The 20,851-nt window shown below is 56.6% G+C and carries 22 protein-coding genes; 15 read left to right on the top strand and 7 right to left on the bottom strand.

The window, feature by feature from the left end; all coding sequences use genetic code 11:
• The first annotated feature begins 35 nt into the window (after positions 1 to 35).
• The 3 genes from DES49_RS13225 (at position 36) to DES49_RS13215 (ending at position 2,920) form a co-directional block, all read left to right on the top strand.
• Positions 36 to 1,094, top strand: coding sequence for an AAA family ATPase (locus DES49_RS13225; RefSeq protein ID WP_133736910.1), 1,059 nt, complete (start codon positions 36 to 38; stop codon positions 1,092 to 1,094).
• Positions 1,095 to 1,250: 156 nt separating this feature from the next.
• Entirely contained in the window at positions 1,251 to 1,877 is a 627-nt protein-coding gene (locus DES49_RS13220) for a hypothetical protein (RefSeq protein ID WP_133736909.1), read from the top strand.
• A gap of 23 nt (positions 1,878 to 1,900) precedes the next feature.
• Positions 1,901 to 2,920, top strand: a complete 1,020-nt coding sequence (locus DES49_RS13215; RefSeq protein ID WP_341776815.1) for a DNA cytosine methyltransferase — start codon at positions 1,901 to 1,903, stop codon at positions 2,918 to 2,920.
• Between the two features lie 46 nt (positions 2,921 to 2,966).
• Here DES49_RS13215 and DES49_RS13210 read toward each other — a convergent pair whose 3' ends face one another.
• On the bottom strand, positions 2,967 to 6,278 hold the full coding sequence (locus DES49_RS13210; protein ID WP_133736907.1) for a methylmalonyl-CoA mutase family protein: 3,312 nt from the start codon (positions 6,276 to 6,278) through the stop codon (positions 2,967 to 2,969).
• Between the two features lie 395 nt (positions 6,279 to 6,673).
• On the opposite strand from DES49_RS13210, the gene DES49_RS13205 reads away from it, so the two are divergent.
• The 6 genes from DES49_RS13205 (at position 6,674) to DES49_RS13180 (ending at position 11,746) form a co-directional block, all read left to right on the top strand.
• Positions 6,674 to 7,456, top strand: a complete 783-nt coding sequence (locus DES49_RS13205) for a substrate-binding periplasmic protein (RefSeq protein WP_166646088.1) — start codon at positions 6,674 to 6,676, stop codon at positions 7,454 to 7,456.
• A 192-nt stretch (positions 7,457 to 7,648) separates the two neighbouring features.
• On the top strand, positions 7,649 to 9,142 hold the full coding sequence (locus DES49_RS13200) for a sensor domain-containing diguanylate cyclase (RefSeq protein WP_133736905.1): 1,494 nt from the start codon (positions 7,649 to 7,651) through the stop codon (positions 9,140 to 9,142).
• 233 nt (positions 9,143 to 9,375) lie between these two features.
• Entirely contained in the window at positions 9,376 to 9,735 is a 360-nt protein-coding gene (locus DES49_RS13195; RefSeq protein ID WP_133736904.1) for a roadblock/LC7 domain-containing protein, read from the top strand.
• Between the two features lie 90 nt (positions 9,736 to 9,825).
• Positions 9,826 to 10,779, top strand: coding sequence for a hypothetical protein (locus DES49_RS13190; RefSeq protein WP_133736903.1), 954 nt, complete (start codon positions 9,826 to 9,828; stop codon positions 10,777 to 10,779).
• A 26-nt stretch (positions 10,780 to 10,805) separates the two neighbouring features.
• Positions 10,806 to 11,339, top strand: a complete 534-nt coding sequence (locus DES49_RS13185; RefSeq protein ID WP_133736902.1) for a GTP-binding protein — start codon at positions 10,806 to 10,808, stop codon at positions 11,337 to 11,339.
• A gap of 17 nt (positions 11,340 to 11,356) precedes the next feature.
• Complete coding sequence (locus DES49_RS13180; protein WP_133736901.1) at positions 11,357 to 11,746, top strand: roadblock/LC7 domain-containing protein; 390 nt, start codon at positions 11,357 to 11,359, stop codon at positions 11,744 to 11,746.
• Between the two features lie 216 nt (positions 11,747 to 11,962).
• On the opposite strand, the gene DES49_RS13175 is transcribed toward DES49_RS13180, so the two are convergent.
• The 3 genes from DES49_RS13175 to DES49_RS13165 are packed head-to-tail and all read right to left on the bottom strand — an operon-like array spanning position 11,963 to position 13,418.
• Complete coding sequence (locus DES49_RS13175) at positions 11,963 to 12,772, bottom strand: helix-turn-helix domain-containing protein (protein ID WP_133736900.1); 810 nt, start codon at positions 12,770 to 12,772, stop codon at positions 11,963 to 11,965.
• A 34-nt stretch (positions 12,773 to 12,806) separates the two neighbouring features.
• Positions 12,807 to 13,121, bottom strand: a complete 315-nt coding sequence (locus DES49_RS13170) for a HigA family addiction module antitoxin (protein ID WP_133736899.1) — start codon at positions 13,119 to 13,121, stop codon at positions 12,807 to 12,809.
• Positions 13,122 to 13,136: 15 nt separating this feature from the next.
• Complete coding sequence (locus DES49_RS13165) at positions 13,137 to 13,418, bottom strand: type II toxin-antitoxin system RelE/ParE family toxin (RefSeq protein WP_133736898.1); 282 nt, start codon at positions 13,416 to 13,418, stop codon at positions 13,137 to 13,139.
• Positions 13,419 to 13,638: 220 nt separating this feature from the next.
• Here DES49_RS13165 and DES49_RS13160 point away from each other — a divergent pair, with 220 nt between their 5' ends.
• From DES49_RS13160 to DES49_RS13155, 3 genes are all read left to right on the top strand, one after another.
• Positions 13,639 to 14,298 (top strand): START domain-containing protein, encoded by a 660-nt coding sequence (locus DES49_RS13160; RefSeq protein ID WP_166646087.1) that lies wholly within the window; start codon positions 13,639 to 13,641, stop codon positions 14,296 to 14,298.
• A 285-nt stretch (positions 14,299 to 14,583) separates the two neighbouring features.
• Positions 14,584 to 14,748 (top strand): hypothetical protein, encoded by a 165-nt coding sequence (locus tag DES49_RS15525; RefSeq protein WP_166646086.1) that lies wholly within the window; start codon positions 14,584 to 14,586, stop codon positions 14,746 to 14,748.
• Positions 14,749 to 14,864: 116 nt separating this feature from the next.
• Positions 14,865 to 16,049 (top strand): thiolase family protein, encoded by a 1,185-nt coding sequence (locus tag DES49_RS13155; protein WP_133736896.1) that lies wholly within the window; start codon positions 14,865 to 14,867, stop codon positions 16,047 to 16,049.
• A gap of 18 nt (positions 16,050 to 16,067) precedes the next feature.
• Here the strand turns inward: DES49_RS13155 and DES49_RS13150 are convergent, their stop codons facing one another.
• Positions 16,068 to 16,964, bottom strand: a complete 897-nt coding sequence (locus DES49_RS13150; RefSeq protein ID WP_133736895.1) for a cation diffusion facilitator family transporter — start codon at positions 16,962 to 16,964, stop codon at positions 16,068 to 16,070.
• Positions 16,965 to 17,038: 74 nt separating this feature from the next.
• Here DES49_RS13150 and DES49_RS13145 point away from each other — a divergent pair, with 74 nt between their 5' ends.
• Positions 17,039 to 17,908, top strand: coding sequence for an alpha/beta hydrolase (locus tag DES49_RS13145; protein ID WP_133736894.1), 870 nt, complete (start codon positions 17,039 to 17,041; stop codon positions 17,906 to 17,908).
• A gap of 52 nt (positions 17,909 to 17,960) precedes the next feature.
• Positions 17,961 to 18,791, top strand: coding sequence for an amidohydrolase family protein (locus tag DES49_RS13140; protein WP_133736893.1), 831 nt, complete (start codon positions 17,961 to 17,963; stop codon positions 18,789 to 18,791).
• A gap of 3 nt (positions 18,792 to 18,794) precedes the next feature.
• Here DES49_RS13140 and DES49_RS13135 read toward each other — a convergent pair whose 3' ends face one another.
• Positions 18,795 to 20,135: a DUF1329 domain-containing protein gene (locus tag DES49_RS13135; RefSeq protein WP_133736892.1), complete on the bottom strand. Its 1,341-nt coding sequence runs from the start codon at positions 20,133 to 20,135 to the stop codon at positions 18,795 to 18,797.
• A gap of 147 nt (positions 20,136 to 20,282) precedes the next feature.
• On the opposite strand from DES49_RS13135, the gene DES49_RS13130 reads away from it, so the two are divergent.
• On the top strand, positions 20,283 to 20,468 hold the full coding sequence (locus DES49_RS13130) for a ribbon-helix-helix protein, CopG family (protein WP_133736891.1): 186 nt from the start codon (positions 20,283 to 20,285) through the stop codon (positions 20,466 to 20,468).
• 25 nt (positions 20,469 to 20,493) lie between these two features.
• Here the strand turns inward: DES49_RS13130 and DES49_RS13125 are convergent, their stop codons facing one another.
• A complete protein-coding gene (locus DES49_RS13125; protein ID WP_133736890.1) occupies positions 20,494 to 20,724 on the bottom strand; it encodes a hypothetical protein in 231 nt (76 codons plus the stop codon).
• Positions 20,725 to 20,851: the final 127 nt, after the last annotated feature.

Raw genomic sequence — 20,851 nt, 5'->3', positions numbered from 1 at the left:
AGATCTCTACAGTGCTATATTTTGGTGTCAATTCGATGTCTAATCATCTGCTAATAAATGGTACATTAAATACCATGCTGCATAACGGGGTTCTGGAACCTTATATTAAGTATATCAGGTTTCCGTTTTATAAGAATCTGGAAGAGGGCGCTAGAATAGATTTTGATTTTCCAATAACTGTTCTTATTGGCCAGAATGGGACTAACAAAAGTAGTGTTCTGAGAGCTGTGTTTGGTTGTCCAGAAGATTGCAATGTTGGAAATTTCTGGTTTTCGACAGCGGTTGATCCAATTCATATCCAAGACAGAAAAAGTCGGCCTCCAAGGTTCATATACGGGTATTTTCATAAGATCCAAAATAGAACAGTTGAAGTTATTAAAACAAGAATAGAAAAGAAACGCGTTGTCAAAGGTAAGTCTTACCCGAACCCAGATTATTGGGAGCCCTCTCGCCCTCTGAAGTCTGATGGAATGGAGTTGATGCCAGAGACCAATTTAAGTGATAAGGATGATCTGCTTAAAAAAGAAGGTCGATTGAAAACTCGGTGGCCTTTGATTGATAAGAATGTCGTTTTTAAGGACTTTCGCAGCGAGATCAGTGCGTTTGACAAGTATTTTTACCATGGAAACCTTACTAAGACGTTAAAATACAATACGAAGCAAGACTTTATTAGGGATCGATCTAAGCAGCTGCGCAAAGTTATAAGGGATAATCTTAAATCTCTCAAACTTTTTCGGGGGAAAAAAGAACATGTTTATCAAAATTATGTGCTTCCTGACGATCAAGTTAAGGCAATATCGGATATTTTGGGGAAGAGGTATTCTGGTGTCCGAGTAATTCAGCACAAACTTTTTAAAGTTGAGGGAGATACGGTAATACTTGAGACTGAAGATTTGAGGTATAGCGAAGCTTTTGCAGGTAGCGGTGAATTTGCTATAGCGCAAATCGTAAAAGATGTAATGTCTGCTCCAGAAAGATCCTTGATCATCTTTGATGAACCTGAGGTTTCATTACATCCTGGTGCTCAAGAGAGATTAATGCGGTTTTTGAAGGATCAGGTTAAATGGGGAAGGCATCAAGTAGTAATAGGTTAGCACTCACCATTTATAATAAATAATCTTCCACAGAACGCTATAAAAACATTGTATCAAGACCCCAGCTCGTATAAAATAAAGGTAACGGAAAAGACGCACCACGAAGAAGCGTTCTTCTATTTGGGTGTCGAGGGGACAGACAAGAAGACCGTTTACGTGGAAGACAGGCTTGCTGCGGAAATTGTCCGGCGTTCATTAGAGGATATTGGGAAGGCATTCTCGGAAAGGTTTTCTGTAGAATTTTTGCCAGGTGGTGTCAATCCATTATTGCATAGCTACATTCCGGCCTTTGCTCTTACAGAAGCCCACAACGTGGCTGTAGTTTTAGATGGAGATGCGGGGGGCTATTCGTTTGAAGAACATTTATCAGAAATTGAAAATAAGACCGATGAAGGGCTAAAGGAATCGATAGTAACAGTTTCCGGGACTGATATACGCTTTGAAGTGGATGGTAAGGATGGTAGTAGGGACGAGGACCAATTAAGGGAATGTCGTATTAAATATCTTAAATTTGTCAGGGAATGTGTCTTATACTTGCCAAAATCCACTCCGGAAGAGTTTGTTTGGGAAAATATGACCAAGGAGATTCCTGAACTAGAGTGGGATGAAGATTACAAGAAGAAATTTTGCCAACTAACTGACTATGAACTAGATAAGCGGTACGACAAACCGAGTAGCTCAGATGAGATTTTTGTTATTCAAAAGATGTGCTTGGGGAGTATTTCATCTCAAAGTCTAGGAGAGTTTCGGGATAAGTTAAGGTCCTGCTTAGATAAATTATGATTTGATGACATCTGGAGATCAACGTGGTCAAGGTGTACGACTTTTTCTCGGGCTGTGGTGGCACTAGCCTCGGATTTCGACAGGCCGGATTCGATATCGTTTGGGCCATAGATAATGATCCTGATTCAGTAGCTACTTTTGAACACAATTTTCCTGAATCTTCAGTTTCTTGTGAGGATATAAATGGATTAGATCCGAAGGCGATATCGCCTTTCATTTTCCCCAGGAATGATCCGCTTCTTTTTTGTGGGTGCGCGCCGTGTCAGCCATTTTCTAAACAAAACAACGCCAAATCTACTGGTGACCCGCGCAGGAATCTTCTGCGCAAATTTTCGGAATTTGTTAAATACTGGAAGCCTGAATTTATAGTCGTTGAAAACGTACCCGGACTCCAAAAGGTAACGGATGGAGGACCTTTCGACTCTTTCATAAAAGATTTGTTGGCTGAGAATTACTCTGTTCGATACTCGATATTGCGCGCTGCGCATTTTGGGGTTCCTCAGAGGAGGGATAGGCTGGTGCTTGTTGCTTCGCTTGAAGATGAGGCGAAATTACCGGTCGAGACCCACGGAGAGGGTGCTGGAAGCGAACTGGAGGTGGTGAGGAATTGGATATCAGATCTACCGCCATTGAGAGCCGGAGAGCAATGTCCTGAGGATCCGGATCATCACTCTGCTCAGCTGTCTGATTTGAATTTGAGACGAATCAAAGCGACTCCAACCGGTTGTGGTCGGGAAAGCTGGCCGCCTGATTTATGGTTGAATTGCCACAAAACCCATGTTGGGCATAGCGATGTTTACGGACGGATGCACTGGGACAAGACGGCATCAGGACTGACGACTAGGTGTATTAGTTTGTCCAACGGGCGCTTTGGCCATCCAGAGCAAGATAGAGCAATTTCTGTGAGAGAGGCAGCGTGCTTGCAAACGTTTCCCCGTGAGTTCTCATTTCGAGGATTGCTGAATTCTAAGGCTAGGCAAGTGGGTAATGCGGTACCTCCACATCTTGCAAAGCAAATTGGTATGGCGTTGGTCCGGCAGTAACGGGAAAGGGTAGTTAAATGGGTAGTGGTCAGCCGACGTAAGTTTGCTACATATTCCTCCGATAAGCCCCCCCAGCCCCATAAAACACCTCCGAAACCTCCCCCAACGAACAATGCTTAACAGCTTCCATCAACACCTCAAAGGTGTTCCCCCGGTTGGCGGCCACCTGTTGTAGCTGTTCCAGCCAGTGGTCCCGTTTGCTTTCGTGGATGCCCTGGAAGGCGCGGAGCTGGTCGATCTGTTGGTGTTTTTCGTCGTCGTTGGAGCGCATCAGTTCCAGTTCGCCGCCGGCTTCCTGGCCTTCCTTGGGGAGGTAGGTGTTCACGCCGATGATGGGCAGGGTGCCGTCGTGTTTCTTGTGTTCGTACACCATGGATTCGTCCTGGATCTTGCCGCGCTGGTACATGGTGTCCATGGCGCCGAGCACGCCGCCGCGTTCGTTGAGGCGCTCGAATTCCTCCAGTACGGCTTCTTCCACCTTGTCCGTGAGCTGCTCGATGATGTGCGAGCCCTGCCAGGGGTTTTCGCAGGCGTTGAGGCCGAGTTCGCGGTTGATGATGAGCTGGATGGCGACGGCGCGGCGCACGGAGTCTTCCGTGGGGGTGGTGATGGCTTCGTCGAAGGCGTTGGTGTGCAGGCTGTTGCAGTTGTCGAAGAGGGCGTAGAGCGCCTGCAGGGTGGTGCGGATGTCGTTGAACTGGATCTCCTGAGCGTGGAGGCTGCGCCCGCTGGTCTGGATGTGGTACTTGAGTTTCTGGGAGCGTTCGCTGGCGCCGTAGCGGTGTTTCATGGCGCGGGCCCAGATGCGCCGTGCCACGCGGCCGATGACGGCGTATTCCGGGTCCATGCCGTTGCTGAAGAAGAAGCTGAGGTTGGGCGCGAAATCGTCGATGTGCATGCCGCGTGAGAGGTAGTACTCGACGATGGTGAAGCCGTTGGCCAGGGTGAAGGCGAGCTGGGTGACGGGCGTGGCGCCGGCCTCGGCGATGTGGTAGCCGCTGATGGAGACGCTGTAGAAGTTGCGCACGTCCTGGTCGGTGAAGTACTGCTGCACGTCGCCCATCATGTGCAGGGCGAATTCGGTGGAGAAGATGCAGGTGTTCTGGGCCTGGTCTTCCTTGAGGATGTCGGCCTGCACGGTGCCGCGCACCTGTTTGAGGGTGTATTCGCGGATGCGTTGGTAGGTTTCGGCGTCCACCACTTCGTCCCCGCTCACGCCGAGCAGGCCGAGGCCCAGGCCGTTGTGGCCTTCGGGGAGTTCGTCCTGGTAGACGGGGCGCTCCCGGTCAGCGATCCGTTGCTGCACCTGTTCCCACTGGCCGGTGTCGCGCAGGTGTTGTTCCACCTGTTGGTCGACGGCGGCGTTCATGAAGAAGGCCAGGATGGTGGGCGCCGGGCCGTTGATGGTCATGGAGACGGAGGTGGTGGGGTCGCACAGGTCGAAGCCGGAGAAGAGCTTTTTCATGTCGTCCAGGGTGGCGATGGAGACGCCGCTGTTGCCGACCTTGCCGTAGATGTCCGGCCGTGGCGCGGGGTTTTCGCCGTAGAGGGTGACGGAGTCGAAGGCGGTGGAGAGCCGTGCCGCGGGCTGGTTCAGGGCCAGGTAGTGGAAGCGGCGGTTGGTGCGCTCGGGGGTGCCTTCGCCGGCGAACATGCGCGTGGGGTCTTCGCCTTCGCGCCGGTAGGGGAAGACGCCGGCGGTGTAGGGGTAGTGGCCGGGGAGGTTTTCCCTTCCGAGGAAGCGCACCAGTTCGCCCCAGTTGTTGGTCTGGGGTGGGGCGACCTTGGGGATGGTCAGGTCACTCAGGGTGGTTTTGTAGTTGTCGCCTTCGATGGTCTTGTCGCGCACCTGGTACTGGTAGCGTTCCTGTTCCACGCCGGCCTTGCGGTCGGGCCAGTGGCGGAGTTCGTTCAGCAGTTGCGGGTCGAGCTGGTTCAGGGCCTCGTTGTACTGGCGGCGCAGGGTGGCGAAGGCTTCGTTTTCGTGCTCGGTGCTGTTGAAGGCGGTGAGGGCTTCGGGCAGTTCCGGGTCTTTCAGTGTGTGCAGGGCGTTCCAGGCGGTCTGGGCCTGGTTGGCGGCTTCGGCCATGGTTTCGATGCGGTCGCGTTCGGCGCGGCTGTTCTCGGCGATGTCCGCGAGGTAGCGGGTGCGGTCGGCGGCGATCAGGGGGTTGCTTTCCGGCAGGGCCCAGGGGAAGCGTTCGGTGGCGTCCCACTGGAGCCAGTCGGCGAGGCGCGTGAACAGGCCGCTGACGCCGGCGTCGTTGAACTGGCTGGCGTTGGTGGCGAAGACGGGGATCTGCTCGCCGTCCACGTCGAAGCGGTTGTGGTTGCGTTTCCATTGCTTGCGGACGTCGCGCAGCGCGTCCAGGGAGCCGCCGCGTTCGAACTTGTTGATGACGATGACTTCGGCCAGGTCGAGCATGTCGATCTTTTCGAGCTGGCTGGCGGCGCCGAAGTCGCTGGTCATCACGTAGAGGGGCAGGTCGACCAGGTCGACGATCTCGGAGTCGGACTGGCCGATGCCGGCGGTCTCGACGATCACCAGGTCGAAGCCGGCCTGCTTGAGGTAGCGGATGGCGTCGTTGAGTTCGGCGCTGGTGGCGAGGTTTTGGCGCCGGGTGGCCATGGAGCGGAAGAAGGCGCGCTCGCTTTGCAGGCTGTTCATGCGGATGCGGTCGCCGAGCAGGGCGCCGCCGGTGCGCCGGCGTGTGGGGTCGATAGCGAGCACGGCCACGCGTTTGTCCGGGCAGAAGCGCAGGAAGCGGTTGAGGAGTTCGTCCGTGAGGCTGGACTTGCCGGAGCCGCCGGTGCCGGTGATGCCGATGATCGGGGTGGTGCTGTCTGGGATGGCGTCTTTGTGATTGCCGCGTTCGATTTCGGAGAGGGTCTGGGCGAGGGCGCCGGTTTCGGTCGGGATCTGGGTGCGCACTTCCATGCGGCGCTTCTGGGCGCGTTCGATGACGTCGTCGATCATGGGGACGAGGCCGGTGGCCATGGTGTCGTTGGGGTGGTAGAGGCGTTCGACGCCGTAGGCTTCGAGGTCCTGGATTTCTTCGGGGGTGATGGTGCCGCCGCCTCCGCCGAAGACGGCGACGTGGCCGATGCCTTCTTCGTTCAGTCGGTCGATGAGGTAGCGGAAGTATTCGTTGTGGCCGCCCTGGTAGGAGGAGACGGCGATGGCGTCGGCGTCTTCCTGGAGGGCGGCTTTTACGATTTCGTCGACGCTGCGGTTGTGGCCGAGGTGGATGACTTCGGTGCCTTTTTGTTGGATTAGGCGGCGCATGATGTTGATGGCGGCATCGTGGCCATCGAAGAGCGAAGTCGAGGTTATGAAACGCAGCGGTGTTGTCGACATTGTTGTTGGTCCAGCCTGAAAGTTTGGTGCCAGGCCCAGGAGCGGGGCAGTCCTTTCAGGGACCGCTGTGAACCCATCCATGGGCGCTGGCGCTTCGTCTTCCTGACGAAGAGCCTCCCTGAAAGGACTGCCCCGCTCCTGGGCTTTCGGACATCGAGTTATCCGTCACTTAAAATCGGCAATTGTTTTCAGTTTGAAGGGTGAGTTGGCCGGGATCCATGGCGTTTTGGGCCAGAAAAGTTGTCATTAAGTGACAGTTTTAAGTTGGCATGCTGCGGTTGGTGTGGGTGCCTATGGACTTCTGGCGGTGCGCATGCTTTGGTCGAGGAGCGTAAGTTGAGACCATAGCTGTATACTTGAGGTCTTCAATGGACTTTTTTACACATGGATGGCAAATGCGTAAAACAAAATGCCTTTTGTTCCTACTGGCTTTGCTGATTCTGGGGCCTGTCAGTTTCGCGCAATCACCGCTCATTGTGCGGGTCACTGATTTCCCGCCGCAGTATTATCAGGATGAGACGGGCGAATGGACTGGGTTGGATGTTGAGCTGGCGCGGGCATTGGTTGAGGAGGCGGGGCTGCCGGTTAGGTTCGTAAGGCTGCCCTGGAAGAGGGCCTTAAGGGATTTGAAAGAAGGCAAGGTTCACCTGATGACCACGCTCGCAAAAACCGCTGAACGGAGCGCTTTTGTTCACTATATCGGTTTGGAGCGCTATTCGGAGATGGGGTTGGTCGTTCAAAAGCGACATAGTGGGCTGGTCATTGAGGGGCTGGATGATTTGGTCGAGATCTGCCAGGCAACGGATAAGCGCTGGGGCATTCAGGGCGGCATTTTTTACTCGAAGGCTTTTAACCGCCGTATGAGCAGCGATAAGGAATTCGCCGAGTGCTTCTACAGGGTCTCGCACGTGGATCTGTTGTTCCCCATGACGTTAGAAGGACGGCTCATTGGATTTTTCGAAGACGCACAACCGCTCAAACATGCCGTCCGAAATGATCCCGAGTACCGTCGCGCCTTAGAGGTGCATGACTACGTACTCTATCGCCAGCCGGTTTATTTCGGCGTCTCGAAAAAACTGGATTCAGCAACCATCCAGAAGCTCGAAAACGCCTATGAGCGCCTTGAGACGGCGGGCCGGTTCCAGGAGATCATTGCGCGTGACTGGTCAGTAAAATGACAACCGTCTCCTGCTTGAAGGGGGCATGGTCCCTGAACATGGCTTTTTGGGCCAAAGAGATTGTCATTAGTGACAATTTCCTATGGTTCTGCTTTTGGGTACGGTAGCAAACGCATTGGTGCGTTGCTTTGGATATGCTTGGCTTCGGCGATGCTTTGGTGGACTGCTGATTTGAGAGGGGAGTCGTTGTAAGTGGCCCGATCTCGTGTGGCGAGGATGATCTACGGCCCGCGTATCGTCTTCATGGCGTTAAGCGGGTTGATCCTGCTGCCTCCCGCTTCCCTGGCTGAGCTTCCGGGTGCGTTCTGGGTGGTTTGGGTGCTGGCGTTCTGGGTCTGGCCGCATCTGGCGTTCTGGCGCAGTCGTGTGGTGGCCGATCCCACGAAGTCGGAATACCAGCATATCCATGCCGATGCTGCGATGGTCGGCGCCGGGGTGGCTTATGTGGGTTTTCCATTGCCGGTGCTTTTCCTGTTCCTCGCGGGCACGGGCATGACCCATGTTTCCCTGCGGGGTGTACGAGGCTTTTTTGAGGCCCTGTTTTATATGGTTCTGGGGGCCGGTGTCGGTGGGTGGTTTAACGGCTATGCCGTGCAGCTCCAGAGTGGATTGCTGACGCAGGCCCTGGCCTTTGTCGCCCTGCTGGTGGGTGTGACGATGATCAGCGCCACGGCCTATACGATGAACCGGCGCCAACGGCGCACCAAGCACCAGGTGGAGGATAAGAACCGTATCCTGGAAGCCCTGCATGACATGAGCATCCTGGCTCTGCGTACTGAGGATGTTGATGATCTTCTCGGGCAGGCATTGGACAGCATGGTCGCGCTGATGCCGCATTATTCCTTTGCAATTGCACTGAGCGAACCGGGGCGGCCGGGAACGCTTCACCATCTGCAGTACCGTGGGTTTGACGCTGCCCGGGTCAACCATCTCACCGAGGCCCTGCGCCGTATTGAGTCGGCTCGGCTGTCGCGCGATAAACCCCTGCCACTGGAACTTCCCGATGCCGATTCGGTGGTTGTCGTGACCATGGGGGCTCATCTCACCCAGCTCACTGGGCTGTTGATCATCAGTTCTTCCGAGCCGTTGACCGAGGAGGCCTGGCAGAAGCTGGAGCTTTTTGAGGATCAGATCGCCTCGTTGATTGAGAACCGGCTCCTCACGGCCCGGCTTACGCAGATGGCGGAGACTGACCCACTGACGGGCGTCTATAACCGTGCCTGCTTCCATGATGTGCTCAGTTCGGCCGGCGAGAAGAGGCGCGGTCCGGCTGGCATGGAGTACGCCCTGGTTTCGGTGGATGTTAATGGCCTCAAGGAGATTAACGACCACTACGGTCACGAGGCGGGTGACCGGGTCATCCTCAAGGCGGTGGAGCTGCTTCGGGAGGTGACCCGGACAGGCGACAGTCTGATTCGGCTGGGTGGCGATGAGTTCGTGGTGCTGTGCCTGGACTGCGACTCGAGCCAGGCGGAACGGGTGGTCGAACGGATCCGGCAAGCGGAGCGTGGGACGGTTGTTGCGGTGTCCGATGCCCATGGTCGTGAGGAGGCGATTCCGGTGCGCTTGAGTCTCGGTTATGCCGCTTCGGACCGCGACTCCGAAGAGGACATGATGCGGATGGCCGACCAACGGATGTATGCCGATAAGGAAACCTACTACGAGACCCGCCAGCGGTATCGGTAGATGGGCAGGCATATACAGGGTTGTTGGCGGGTGACTGCTGGCGTAGCACATTAAATGTTTTGTTTTGTCAGCGGCGCTTACAGTTTGATATCTCCTTGATCTTGTGTTCCCGGCCACTTGTTTCTAGATTCAAGGAACGTCGATGGTGACCGGCTTCAGTGGGTTCGAAGCTCTGCCTCACGGCACCATGGCGCCATCACAGACGCAAAATCAGCGCTTGAGGAGCAATGAAAATGGCAACAGATCTTTCAGGATTAAAGGAAATAGATGGCTTAATTGGGGCTTGTTTGGTCGACAGTGATTCCGGTCTGGTGCTTGGCAAGGAAGGCGAGGGAAATTTTGATCTGGATACGGCTGCTGCCGGGAATACCGAGGTTATTCGCGCCAAACGTAAGACCATGAAGGCGCTCAATATTGAGGGTGGCATTGAGGATATCCTGATCACCCTTAGTGATCAGTACCACCTGATCCGTCTTCTCGAGAGCAATGACGCCATTTTTCTCTACGTCGTTCTGGACAGGGAAAAGGGCAACCTTGGCATGGCCCGTATGGTGCTCAAGAAAGTGGAACAGGCACTCGACCTCTCCAGCTAGGACGTCATTTTGGCAAGGACCGGAGCCACCTCCCCATTCTTCCTGAATGGGCGGGGCGGGCCCCAATCGCAAAACTCTGAGGGGATGACTGTGAAAAACCTCGGGAGTATCGGCCTCTCACCCAAGGATGAGACCGTTCTCAAGGCTATCGTCGACTTGTTGGGCCCCAGGACCCATGAGACATGGGCCTATACAACGGCGGACAAGGCCGATGCGATTCTTGTGGATGGTGATAACGTCGACGCAGTGGCGCATTGGGAAAGCCACTACTCGGAGAGTGGTCCATGCACGATCATCTATACCAGCGGCGAAACCTCTCTGCCAGCCCGGCGGCATCTGATGAAACCATTGCGTGCAGCGGATCTGATTGCCCACCTCAACACCGTGGAAGATGCACCTGAGCCACAGACTTCTGCTACCAGAGACACCGACACTGCCCCGGCGGCAGGAGCCGCAGCACAGTCGCTGCCGCAGACTATTTTCGATACCAGCAATGGGTATCTGACGATTTCCATTGGTGATTACTCACTAACCCTGAACCGTGACCATCACACCTGTGTGACGAGCCACACGATCGGACAAATGGTTGAGGTCCTTGTACCTCGAGATGCAGAGATAATGGTTGCGCACAGCCTCGAAGAGCCCGAAGGCCTGAATCCGGACCAGGTTTGGCACAGCGACCGCAACATGCTGTGTTGGCTTGGCGTTCGGGGTTCTCACGGACAATTGTTGCGTCACCTTGAAAAAGGGGGGCGACTCAAGCTGAACCGCTGGCCCCCTCCATCGCTGATGAAAGAGAACCCGGCGTTCCTTAATCTCTCCGCATTGTTCAGTGGCCACTCAGGCACCTCGGTTCAGGAAGCCGATGAACGCCTGAATCTCTCCGAGCGGGATATTGTGGGCTTTGTGAATGCAACCGCTCTAAGTGGTCTGCTCACGCAGGTGGGAGGCGCCCCGTCCGCCAGCAGCCAGGCCGGTAAAGAACCAAAGGGGCCCGCCACCAAAGGGATTCTGTCGAAACTGCGCTCGCGGCTGAGAATCTGAACGCAAACCGGGTAAAGGTATCTTCTGTGGCACAGCTCAAGTTCATTATTACGGGGAGTCCGGGAGCGGGAAAAACAACCGCCATCACTGCGATCAGCGAAACGCCGCCCGTGCGTACCGATGAAGCAACCACCGATAGTCTTGCCTCGAGCAAAAGCGAGACGACGGTTGCCATGGACTTCGGAGAGCTCACGCTTGAGGGGGGCGAAAAGGTCTTTCTTTACGGAACTCCCGGGCAGCGCCGTTTTGAATTCATGTGGAAGATTATTGCTCAGGGCGGCCTGGGGTTGATTGTGCTCGTTGATTGCACGCGGGAGGATCCCCTGGCTGACATGGAAATGTACCTGGAAAACTTCTCGGACTTTATTGGGGAAACGAGTGTGGTTATCGGCGTGACGCGCAGCGACGCCCCGGGCGCTCCGTCGTTGGACGACTTCTATAATCGGCTCCAGGATTCAGACCGCTTGTTTCCGATCCTGGACGTTGATCCCCGCGAGGCGGATGACGTCAGTCTGTTAATCAACGCACTCATCTCGTCACTCGAATACACCACCACCTGATCAGGAAGAGATGTGCCATGAGTCATATAGAAATCGGTCAGACCGGAAAAGCCCTCTGTCGCAGGGTTTTTGATGAAATGATGTCCAAGAGCGACGCGGTCTATGGGATCCTGATTTCCACCGTGGACGGCAATGAAGTGGTCCACAGTTTCAAGTCGGAGCTGTCCAGTGAAAAGCTTTCCGCCATGCTGGGTTCGATGCTCGCACTGGGGGAGAATATTGCTGCGGAAGCTCAACAGAACAACTGTCAGTTTGTCATCGTGGAAAACGGTGACGGCTACATTCTGACGCTGCGCCTTAAGGAAAAACTGGTGCTCAGTGTTATTGCTTCCAACGAGGCCAATCTGGGCATTCTCCACAGCTTGAGTCGCAATGGTGCCGAAAAGCTGGCTTCTAAGCTCAAATAGCTCGGCATCAGTCCAGGTCGCCCTCATCCTGCAACGGTCTCATGGGTATTTTGTAACCGTTACACTTTGCCAATCCGTCTTGAAAAACATAGATGATAAACCGGGCAGGTGATGTTGTGCATGGCGAGCAAGGTGGATGGAGGGCTGTTTCCGGTTGCGCGTATCGACGGCCTGAGGGGTGAAGACTTGTATCAGTAAGCTTTTCAAGTGATCCATTTAATCGGCGTGTTTAAACACGTGCGAGGGCGTGAGTTGCTGAAGGAACTGTCGGGTGGTTTCGTCGGCGGGGAAGTAGTACTCGATCAGCAGGTCGGCCATGTTGACGTCGAGGGCGGTGCCGAAGCGGCTGAGGGTGGAGAAGATGCGCAGTTGCTGGCCAAAGACCAGCAGGTCGGCGGTGATCATGGGGGCCTCGATGGCGTCCGTCGGCGGCTGCTGCCAGTCTTTCGGGGGATCGGAGGCCAGTAGGCGTGCGAACAGGGCGCGGGATTCTTCGGTTGGGAACGCCATCACTTCGCTGTGCATTCGGCGCAGGAAGAGGCTCGCCAGTTCGTCCCAGTTCTGGATAAAGGGGCGCAGGCCTTCGGGGTCGAAGATCAATTCCATGACGTTGAGTCGGGAGCGGGTCCGGTAGGAGGCGGGCAGGAGCATGCCCATGATGATTTCCTGGGCCTGGTTCGCTCGCAGTATGTTCCAGTGGCTGTCCATGACCAGTGCGGGGTAGGGGTTGTGGTTGTCGAGCATGACGTCCAGCGCCTGGCTGACTGGCTTCAGGCGCTCGTCGTCCAGGGAAAGGCGGGAGTAGGCCGGTGGATGGCCGCCTGCGTTGAGCAGAAGGTTGCACTCGCGCTGGGGCAGCTCCAGTACCGCCGCGAGCCGCATGAGCATTTCCCGGCTGGGCTCGGTGCGGCCGGTTTCAATGAAGCTGATGTGGCGCGCGGAAACCTCCGCTTCCAGTCCCAGTTCCATCTGGGAGAGCCGGCGCATTCGGCGGTATTCGGCCAGCATGGTTCCAACGGCTGTCATTCCCTGTCTCCCATTGTGTTGGGTGGTCGCTCGCTTATGCAGCGTCCAATGGCTTAATCCGGTCCACTTCATCCTGGACGGACTGGGCTGCGGTCCATAGATCAACCGCACGCTGCGCGTTCAGCCAGAATTCCGGAGAATTGCCAAACAAACGAGCCAGCCTGAGCGCCATTTCAGGACTGACAGCACGACGCTCGCGCAACAGCTCGTTAATTGACTGGCGAGAGACCCCCAAAGCTTCAGCCAGGCCTGCAACGGTCAACTCGTAGTCCGGTATGAAATCCTCTCTCAGCATTTCGCCAGGGTGGGTCGGTTTGCGCTGCATAGCGCCAGTGTTAGTAATAGCCATAGTCGTCACCTCCCGTCAGTGGTAGTCGCATACTTCGACCTCGTACGCGTCACCATCTTCAAAACGAAAACAGATGCGCCACTGATCATTTATTGAAATTGCGTGCTGCCCCTGCCTGTTCCCGGAAAGTGAATGAAGGCGATTGCCAGGCGGCACTTTCAAGTCTTCCAGATCCTTGGCCAGATTCACGTATTCAAGTTTTCTGGCAGCTCTTGGAGCAACATCCGCGGGAAACTTTTTCGATCTCCCCTTGGAATAAAGCTCTTGAGTTCGTTTGTCCGCAAATGACTTGATCATGATCTTAAGCGTATTGTGTCACGTGACGCGTGTCAATTAAGGCCCGGAGCATTTGTATGACGAGTGAGATTACCTGATAGGTAATTGCCGGGTCGACTGGCGGGTGGGACTCTGGTCACGCCATGAGGCATTCCATTAGGAAACTGATTTTTGACCTACAGGGAGATTGACTGGGATGTATAACCGAATCGCTTTTAAAAGATCGACCCATGCGGCAAGTATGCTTGTATTGGCCGTCGTCTTTCTTGTTTCTTCCTCCAGCTACGCGGAGCCATCCGCTGAATGGGATGTGGCCCTGAACCAGGAAGGCATCAAGGTTCTGACCCGGGGCGTTCCCGGCTCCCCCTATGAAGAGTACAAGGGGATAACGACAGTTCCGGCCTCCGCAGCTACTGTCATGGCGATCTTTATGGACCCGAGCGCCACGGAGCAATGGCTGGAGGGGTGCCGGAAAGTCGAAATGATTGAGCGTTCGGGGTTTTATTCGCAAACGACTCATCAGGTATTCGACTTTCCCTGGCCCGCCACGGATCGTGACTTTGTTATCGGATTTGAGACCGAGCAAACCGGTGAGAATGCGTTCCTTCTGACGATGCATGACCGGTCCGGGGAACTTCCGGAGAAACCGGATCTCGTAAGGGGCGAAATGCCACGCGGTTATTATGAAGTGAGGCAGCTGTCTCCCGACAAGACCGAAATCGTGATGGCTCAACACGTAAATCCGAAAGGTGACCTTCCTTCCTGGATGGTGAATTCCCTCGTAACGGATACACCCTATTATTCCCTGAAGAGTCTCAGAAGCATGGTAAGCGACGAGAAGTACGCTGATGCGGCCTTTGTGCGGGATGATGAGGATGTGGTTACCAGCGTTACACATTGAATCCTGATGGGCGACTGGCCTGCCTTTAGGTATCGCGTGCTCCGCCTTCGATGGTGGGGCGTATGGCGATGTCGGTTTCGCGCCGGCTAAGGCTGATGACGTCGTTGCCGGACTCACGGGCCCCGGAAGGCGTTATTCACGACAGCACAGGGATTCGCAGGCGGATGATCAAGGCCGTGGTGAGACGGTTGCTTCATTACCTGACAGGTAATTGCCGGGTCGACCACCGAGTGGGAATCTGGTCATGCCATGAGGAATTCACCGAGTCAAAAAAGGAGCTATGCGATGAAAATGCCAAGCCTGTCTACCACGTTAAAGGGTAATGCCACCTTCTCTGTTCTCTGCGCGGCCGTGCTGGCGCTGTTCGCTGGGCCGATTGCCATTATCGTGGGCGTTTTTGCCTGGCTGGAATGGCATGGGACACGGGCCCTGGCAACGAACCAGCTCTGATGAAAACTGATCCTGATCAACCGATCAACGGGCAAAGGTCTCTACAATGGAGCGGTTGTTATTGAGTTCAATAGTGCCCTGCCTGGGTGGGCCGGGTGTGCATAGGAGAGATCAGAATGTCTGAACGCGATGTTGTGTTATGCAGTCCGGTAAGGACCGCCATTGGGACCTACGGCGGAAGCCTTAAAAGTGTGAGGGCGCCGGATCTGGGCGCTGCGGTTATTCGCGAGAGCCTCTCGCGGTCCGGGTTGAAGGGCGATCGGGTTGATTCGGTGATCATGGGCAACGTGATCCAGGCAGGTGTGAAAATGAATCCGGCCAGGCAGGCGGGTATGGGCGCGGATCTGCCGGTGAACGTTCCGGCGCTTACCGTCAACCGCGTCTGTGGTTCCGGCGCGCAGGCGATTGCCAGCGCGGCCACCGAAATCTGGGCTGGAGTCGCAAACTGCTCGGTGGTCGGCGGTATGGAAAACATGGACCAGGCGCCTTACCTGATGCCCCAGGCCCGGTGGGGTGCGCGCATGGGCGATACCAAGCTGCTCGACAGCATGCTTTTTGATGGCCTCAACGATGCGTTCAGTGGTAAGCACTCGGGCTGGCATACCGAGGATCTGGCGGAGAAGCACGGAATCTCCCGTGAGGAACAGGACCGCTGGGCCCTTCGTTCCCAGACGCGCTTCTCGGAGGCTCAGGCAGCCGGGCATTTTGATACTGAGATTGCCGCCGTGGAGGTGCCGGGTCGCAAGGGCGTGACCCGGTTTGAGCGGGACGAACACAACCGGCCGGAGACCACGGCGGAATCCCTGGCGAGCCTCAAGCCCGCGTTCCGCGAGGGAGGCACCATTACCGCGGGTAACGCTCCGGGCCTCAATTCAGCTGCTTCGGCCATGATTGCCGCCGAGCGCTCCTGGGCCGAGCGCGAAGGGCTTGAGCCCATTGCGCGGCTCGTCAGTTTCGGGATTGCTGCGGTTGAGCCGGGATTTTTCGGTGTGGGACCGGTCCCGGCCGTGAATCAGGCGCTTCAGCGGGCAGGCTGGGCGGCGTCGGACGTTGATCGCGTGGAGATCAACGAGGCCTTCGCGGCGATCGCCCTTGCCTGTGCTCAGGAGATTGGTTTTGCGGAGGAGATCGTCAATGTGGAGGGCGGCGCCATCGCCCACGGGCACCCGATCGGCGCCACCGGGGCCATACTGACCACCCGGCTGCTGCATTCGATGAAGCGGGATGGCCTGAAGCGGGGCATCGTTACGCTCTGCATCGGCGGCGGCCAGGGCATTGCGCTTGCCGTGGAGACGATCTGATTCCCAGGGGGCAATGCCTCAAAGGTCGGTATGGGTTTGCAGGCAGTTCTTCCCGTCGGTTTCGATCTGGAAGGTGCTGTGCCCAATGCCGAACTGTTCGTTCATATCGCGTGCAAGACCGTGTAGAAAGTGGTCGTCGGCACCGTTGGGCATGACCAGGTGGGCGGTCATAACCGTTTCGGTGGTGCTGACGGCCCAGACGTGCAGGTCATGGATTTCTTCGACGCCATTCTGGGACAGGATGTGTTTGTTGATCTCGGCCATGGAAATGCCCTCCGGTACGCGGTCCATGGCGAGGTTGAACGAATCCCGGAACAGACCCCAGGTACTCCACAGGATAACGATGGCAATGACCAGGCTCATGGCCGGGTCGAGCCAGAGCCAACCGGTGTAGATCATGCCCACCCCGGCCAGGACGACGCCCAATGAGACGGCGGCGTCGGCGGCCATGTGCAGGAAGGCACCCTTGATGTTGAGGTCATCGTGCTGGCCGCGGATGAACAGCGCGGCAGTGGCGGCGTTGATGACGACACCGATGGCGGCGACGACGATGATGGTGGCGCCGTGGGTGGCTTCTGGGCTCTGGAAGCGCTGGATGGCTTCCCAGGTAATACCACCGATAGCCAGGAACAGCAGCATGGCACTGGCCATGGCCGCGAGGATGGTGCCCCGGCGGTAGCCGTAGCTGTGCGTCCAGGTCGGTGGTTTGGTCGCCAGCGCGCTGGCACCCCAGGCCAGGAAAAGACCCAGGACGTCCGTGATGTTATGGCCGGCGTCAGCGAGCAGGGCGAGGGAACCCGCCATGAGGCCATAGAAGACCTCGATGATGATAAAGCCAACGTTCAGCGCGACCCCGAGAGCAAAGGCCCGGTTGTGGGAGGGCGCCGCGTGGACGTTGGAATGTGTATGCGCCATTGCCGTCTCCTGTAATCCTCTCATCAAAGCAGGGCGTACCAGAAAGCATCATCACACTTCCCGGAAAACTGCCCATGTTGCGTATTATGATGGCGTTCGTCACGCCCCTTTTTCTGATGGCCTGTTCTACAGTCACCTCAATCGATCCGAACAAGCCGCCCTTTCGTGTTGGCGTGGTCGAGTCTGTCAGCTGGTCTCCGGAGGGCTGGCCGCAGGAGCTTAAGGCGGATATTCATTACCCGAAGACGGACACCCAGCGGCCAGGCATCCTGATGGTGCATGGCGGCGGCTGGGAGTATCGCTCCCGTGCGGATATGAGCGGTACGGCTGATGAGTTGGCACGCCAGGGCTTCGTGGTGATGAATATTGACCATCGCTTTGCACCGGAATACCAGTTTCCGTCCCAGCTTCACGATGTTCAGCTGGCAATGCGGTGGTTTCGGGACCATGCCGGGGAATACGGTGTGGACCCGGAACGCATTGGGGCTTGGGGGTTCTCTTCCGGGGCGCATTTGGTGAGCATGCTGGGGGTGGTTTCGGGGCAGGACTCGCCGCTGAATGAGCCCTGGGGCGGCGCAGAACTGGAGCCGAAAGCCGTTGTCGCGGGTGGTTTGCCGGCGGATTTTGAAAGGTTTGAAGGTGGTCGGCGCTTGCGGCAGTTAGTGGGTGTGTCTTATCAGGAGAATCCAGAGGCCCATCGGAACGCTTCTCCCATCAACCACGTCCATTCGGGGGCGCCACCGTTTTTCCTGTTTCACGGCACCTGGGATACGCTGGTCCCCATTGAGCATGCGGAGGATTTCGCGCAGGCGCTGAGGGATAAGGATGTGGAGGTGCAGCTCTATCGCCAGTGGCTGCGTGGCCATCTTCTGAGCTTTCTCTTTAACGGTGCGGCAACGGACGAGGCGGTGGTGTTTCTTAACAGCAAGCTCGGGGATGGTTAGAGTATCCTCCATGACAGGGTTGTCTTAGCCCGCTTGAACTGGAGGATGCGCCATGATCATCGATGCCTGGGCACAGCACCCCACAGCCCGCCTGGTTAACCACCCTATGCTGGATTCACTGCGGCGCTGGACGCGGAACCAGTCGGACAGTGTCACCGCCTCCGATGCCGAGTTGCCGGTGTCCATGACCACGGGCGCCATGGACCGGGCGGGTGTGAGCAAGAGCCTGATTTCCGCCTGGTGCGGCCCCGGTGGTGACCTTATTTCCAATGACGAGGTGGCGTCCTTTGTGAAAGAAGCGCCGGATCGGCTGGTGGGGATCGGGTCGGTGAATATTGCCCGGCCCATGGAGGCGGTGCGCGAGATCCGACGCTGTGTGAAGGAGCTTGGCTTCAAGGGGATTCGCGTACTGCCCTGGCTCTGGGAACTGCCGCCGACCCATGCACGCTTCTACCCGGTATTTGCCGAATGCTGTGAGCTGGGCGTGCCGTTCTGTACCCAGGTGGGGCACACCGGGCCGCTGATGCCTTCGGATGTGGGCCGGCCGATTCCGCACATCGACCAGGTAGCCATCGACTTCCCCGAGCTGGTGATCGTAGGGGGGCACGTGGGCTATCCGTGGACGGAGGAGATGGTCGCGGTGGCGACGAAACACGAAAACGTGTATATCGACACCTCAGCCTACACCGTCAAACGCTATCCCCCGGAATTGGTCCGGTTCATGAACGGCCATGGGCGCAAAAAGGTGCTGTTTGGTTCCAACTGGCCGATGATTGCCCCCGAGAAGTGCCTCGAGGGACTGGATGAGCTCGGGCTGGACGATGAGGTCCGGGAGCTGTTCCTGGGCGGCAATGCGGCTCGGGTTTTCGGGCTGCAGGGCTAAGGGTTAGCGGTGACTGCGCCGCAATGCCGCCGGTGTGAACTGCCGGTAGCGGTATTGTTTGTCGAACTGGTAGGGATTCTCCTCTTCATTGGTAAGGCCGTTGAGCACGTAGCGGCCGGAGCGCAGGTCGTAGAGCGCCTCGAAGGCGTAGGCGGGCACTTTCGGTTCCGGTAACTGGAGCATGTGTGCCTCGGCCACGCGCCAGAGCTCGCCCCGCCCGTCGTAATGGTCGACCACGGCAATCTGCCAGCTGTCCTCGTCGATGTAGAAGTCCCTGCGGCTGTAGACGTGGCTCTTGTCGTCCTTGAGCGTGGCGCGCACGTGCCAGACGCGGTGGCGTTCGTAGCGGGCCAGTTCCGGGTTGATGTGGCCGGCCTGGATGATGTCGTCATAGCTGAGGTCCCGGTCCGCCAGCTGATAGGCGTTGTACGGGATGAACATTTCCTTTTTGCCCTTGAGTTCCCATTCGTAGCGGTCGGTGGCGCCATTGAACATGTCCAGGTTGTCCGCCGTGGCGTGGCCGTCCGTGCCGCCGCCCTGGGCGTCGTAGCCGGCACCGGGCAGCTTGCGCACGCGCTTGTGGCCGCTGTTGTAGAACCAGCTCTGGCGAGGCTCTTTAAGCTGGTTGATGGTCTCGTGCACCAGCAGGATGTTGCCGGACAGGCGAGACGGCGCGGTGACCTTCTGGCGGTAGTAGAAGAGGATGTTGTCGTGGTGGTCGGGATCGTAATCAACCAGGGCGGTGGGATAGGCCAGGTCTTCCGTTACCCGGGTAACGGTGAAATCCCCATCGGCTTCGGGGGTTGTTCGCGCAATATTGCGCTGCAGTGACCCGCCGCGATAGCGCGTGATGTGGTTCCAGATGGCTTCCAGTCCGTTCTCTGGCTTCGGGAAGGGGGTGGCGGACTCGTAGTTTTTGAGGCCATTGCCGTTTTCCACCAGTTTCACCCGGCCCTCATTGGCCATGGTCTGTTCCTCAATGGCCTCGGGGTAGGCGGCGGTGCGCCGGGTTCTGTAGACGGGGATGAAATAGTCGTCGTAGGTTTCGATCATGGCGACCTGTCCCGGGGAGAGGTGGTCGCGGTAGTCATCGACGTTGTCCTGGTCGATGCGGAACAGTTCCTTGTCTTCCTGGAACGGATCCTCGGGGGCAAAGTCGCTGTTCTGCGTCTGCGTGAAACCGCCCTCATAAGCCGGAATGGTGTCGCCATTGGAGGCCTGTTCCGCGCCCATTGGTGTCAGTTCCTCACCGAGCTCTGCATTCTCCTCGGCAGCAGCGGGCGTAAACGACAGGGTCAGCAGTAGTATGAGCGTTGCCTTGCAGCAGGGTCGTCTTGTAGACATCCGGTATTCCGCTTTTTGTTGTATGGCACTGGGGGAAACGTATTCAGAAGGGTCCTGGTTCCAGATTTTTGGCTATCGGGATGCTGAAGTGATTATGGATGATCTATTATAATCAGGTGTTAATAGAGACTGTTCTGCGAGGACTTTATGGAAACGAAAACGGCACGCTTGACGGTCCTGGTCGATCCGGAAAAGAAAAAGGCATTCGAGACGCTGTGTGCTTCCCAGGACCTTACGCCTTCCCAGGTGGTACGTCAGTTGATCCGGGACTATCTGGCCCAGAACGGTGTGGATTATCCCACACGGGCAGTGACTACAGATGACAGAAACTAGTGCCGATCCAGGGCGGGGCGTTTATTCAGAACCGGATATCCGCCCGCTTGAAGCCGAGCGCCTGTAATTCCTCGACGGCGCTGTCGATTGTCTTGAATTGGCTGACCTCGTCCTCTTCGTTGAGCAGAAAGTAACTGCGCCCCTCGCTTTCCTCAAAGAACAGTATCCAATGCTTCTCCCGGGATGGTGCGGGCATGATACTGACCGCATCGATTCTCTGTTCCCTGTGGAGATCAATAATGGCTTGTCGTTTCATCGTGCTGGCTCAATCCTGGATCTACCGTAGGTGAATTACCTCATCCATGATGATAGCATGTGCGTCTAATGATAATGACATTATCATTGCGTCAGATTCTTTTCGAGTGAACAGCCGAGAGAAACAG

It is taken from the genome of Halospina denitrificans (genome assembly GCF_004364635.1).
Lineage (GTDB): Bacteria > Pseudomonadota > Gammaproteobacteria > Pseudomonadales > Oleiphilaceae > Halospina > Halospina denitrificans.
The sequence above is the reverse complement of the archived record's forward strand: the minus strand, read 5'-3'. Positions and strand labels throughout refer to the sequence as shown.

Excerpts from the sequence above, each read along its gene's own strand:
- DES49_RS13225 (WP_133736910.1), top strand. The coding sequence starts at position 36 with ATGTCTAATCATCTGCTAATAAATGGTACATTAAATACCATGCTGCAT.
- DES49_RS13210 (WP_133736907.1), bottom strand. The coding sequence starts at position 6,278 with ATGTCGACAACACCGCTGCGTTTCATAACCTCGACTTCGCTCTTCGAT.
- DES49_RS13205 (WP_166646088.1), top strand. The coding sequence starts at position 6,674 with ATGCGTAAAACAAAATGCCTTTTGTTCCTACTGGCTTTGCTGATTCTG.
- DES49_RS13195 (WP_133736904.1), top strand. The coding sequence starts at position 9,376 with ATGGCAACAGATCTTTCAGGATTAAAGGAAATAGATGGCTTAATTGGG.
- DES49_RS13180 (WP_133736901.1), top strand. The coding sequence starts at position 11,357 with ATGAGTCATATAGAAATCGGTCAGACCGGAAAAGCCCTCTGTCGCAGG.
- DES49_RS13175 (WP_133736900.1), bottom strand. The coding sequence starts at position 12,772 with ATGACAGCCGTTGGAACCATGCTGGCCGAATACCGCCGAATGCGCCGG.
- DES49_RS13170 (WP_133736899.1), bottom strand. The coding sequence starts at position 13,121 with ATGGCTATTACTAACACTGGCGCTATGCAGCGCAAACCGACCCACCCT.
- DES49_RS13165 (WP_133736898.1), bottom strand. The coding sequence starts at position 13,418 with ATGATCAAGTCATTTGCGGACAAACGAACTCAAGAGCTTTATTCCAAG.
- DES49_RS13160 (WP_166646087.1), top strand. The coding sequence starts at position 13,639 with ATGCTTGTATTGGCCGTCGTCTTTCTTGTTTCTTCCTCCAGCTACGCG.
- DES49_RS15525 (WP_166646086.1), top strand. The coding sequence starts at position 14,584 with ATGAAAATGCCAAGCCTGTCTACCACGTTAAAGGGTAATGCCACCTTC.
- DES49_RS13155 (WP_133736896.1), top strand. The coding sequence starts at position 14,865 with ATGTCTGAACGCGATGTTGTGTTATGCAGTCCGGTAAGGACCGCCATT.
- DES49_RS13150 (WP_133736895.1), bottom strand. The coding sequence starts at position 16,964 with ATGGCGCATACACATTCCAACGTCCACGCGGCGCCCTCCCACAACCGG.
- DES49_RS13145 (WP_133736894.1), top strand. The coding sequence starts at position 17,039 with ATGTTGCGTATTATGATGGCGTTCGTCACGCCCCTTTTTCTGATGGCC.
- DES49_RS13140 (WP_133736893.1), top strand. The coding sequence starts at position 17,961 with ATGATCATCGATGCCTGGGCACAGCACCCCACAGCCCGCCTGGTTAAC.
- DES49_RS13135 (WP_133736892.1), bottom strand. The coding sequence starts at position 20,135 with ATGTCTACAAGACGACCCTGCTGCAAGGCAACGCTCATACTACTGCTG.
- DES49_RS13130 (WP_133736891.1), top strand. The coding sequence starts at position 20,283 with ATGGAAACGAAAACGGCACGCTTGACGGTCCTGGTCGATCCGGAAAAG.
- DES49_RS13125 (WP_133736890.1), bottom strand. The coding sequence starts at position 20,724 with ATGAAACGACAAGCCATTATTGATCTCCACAGGGAACAGAGAATCGAT.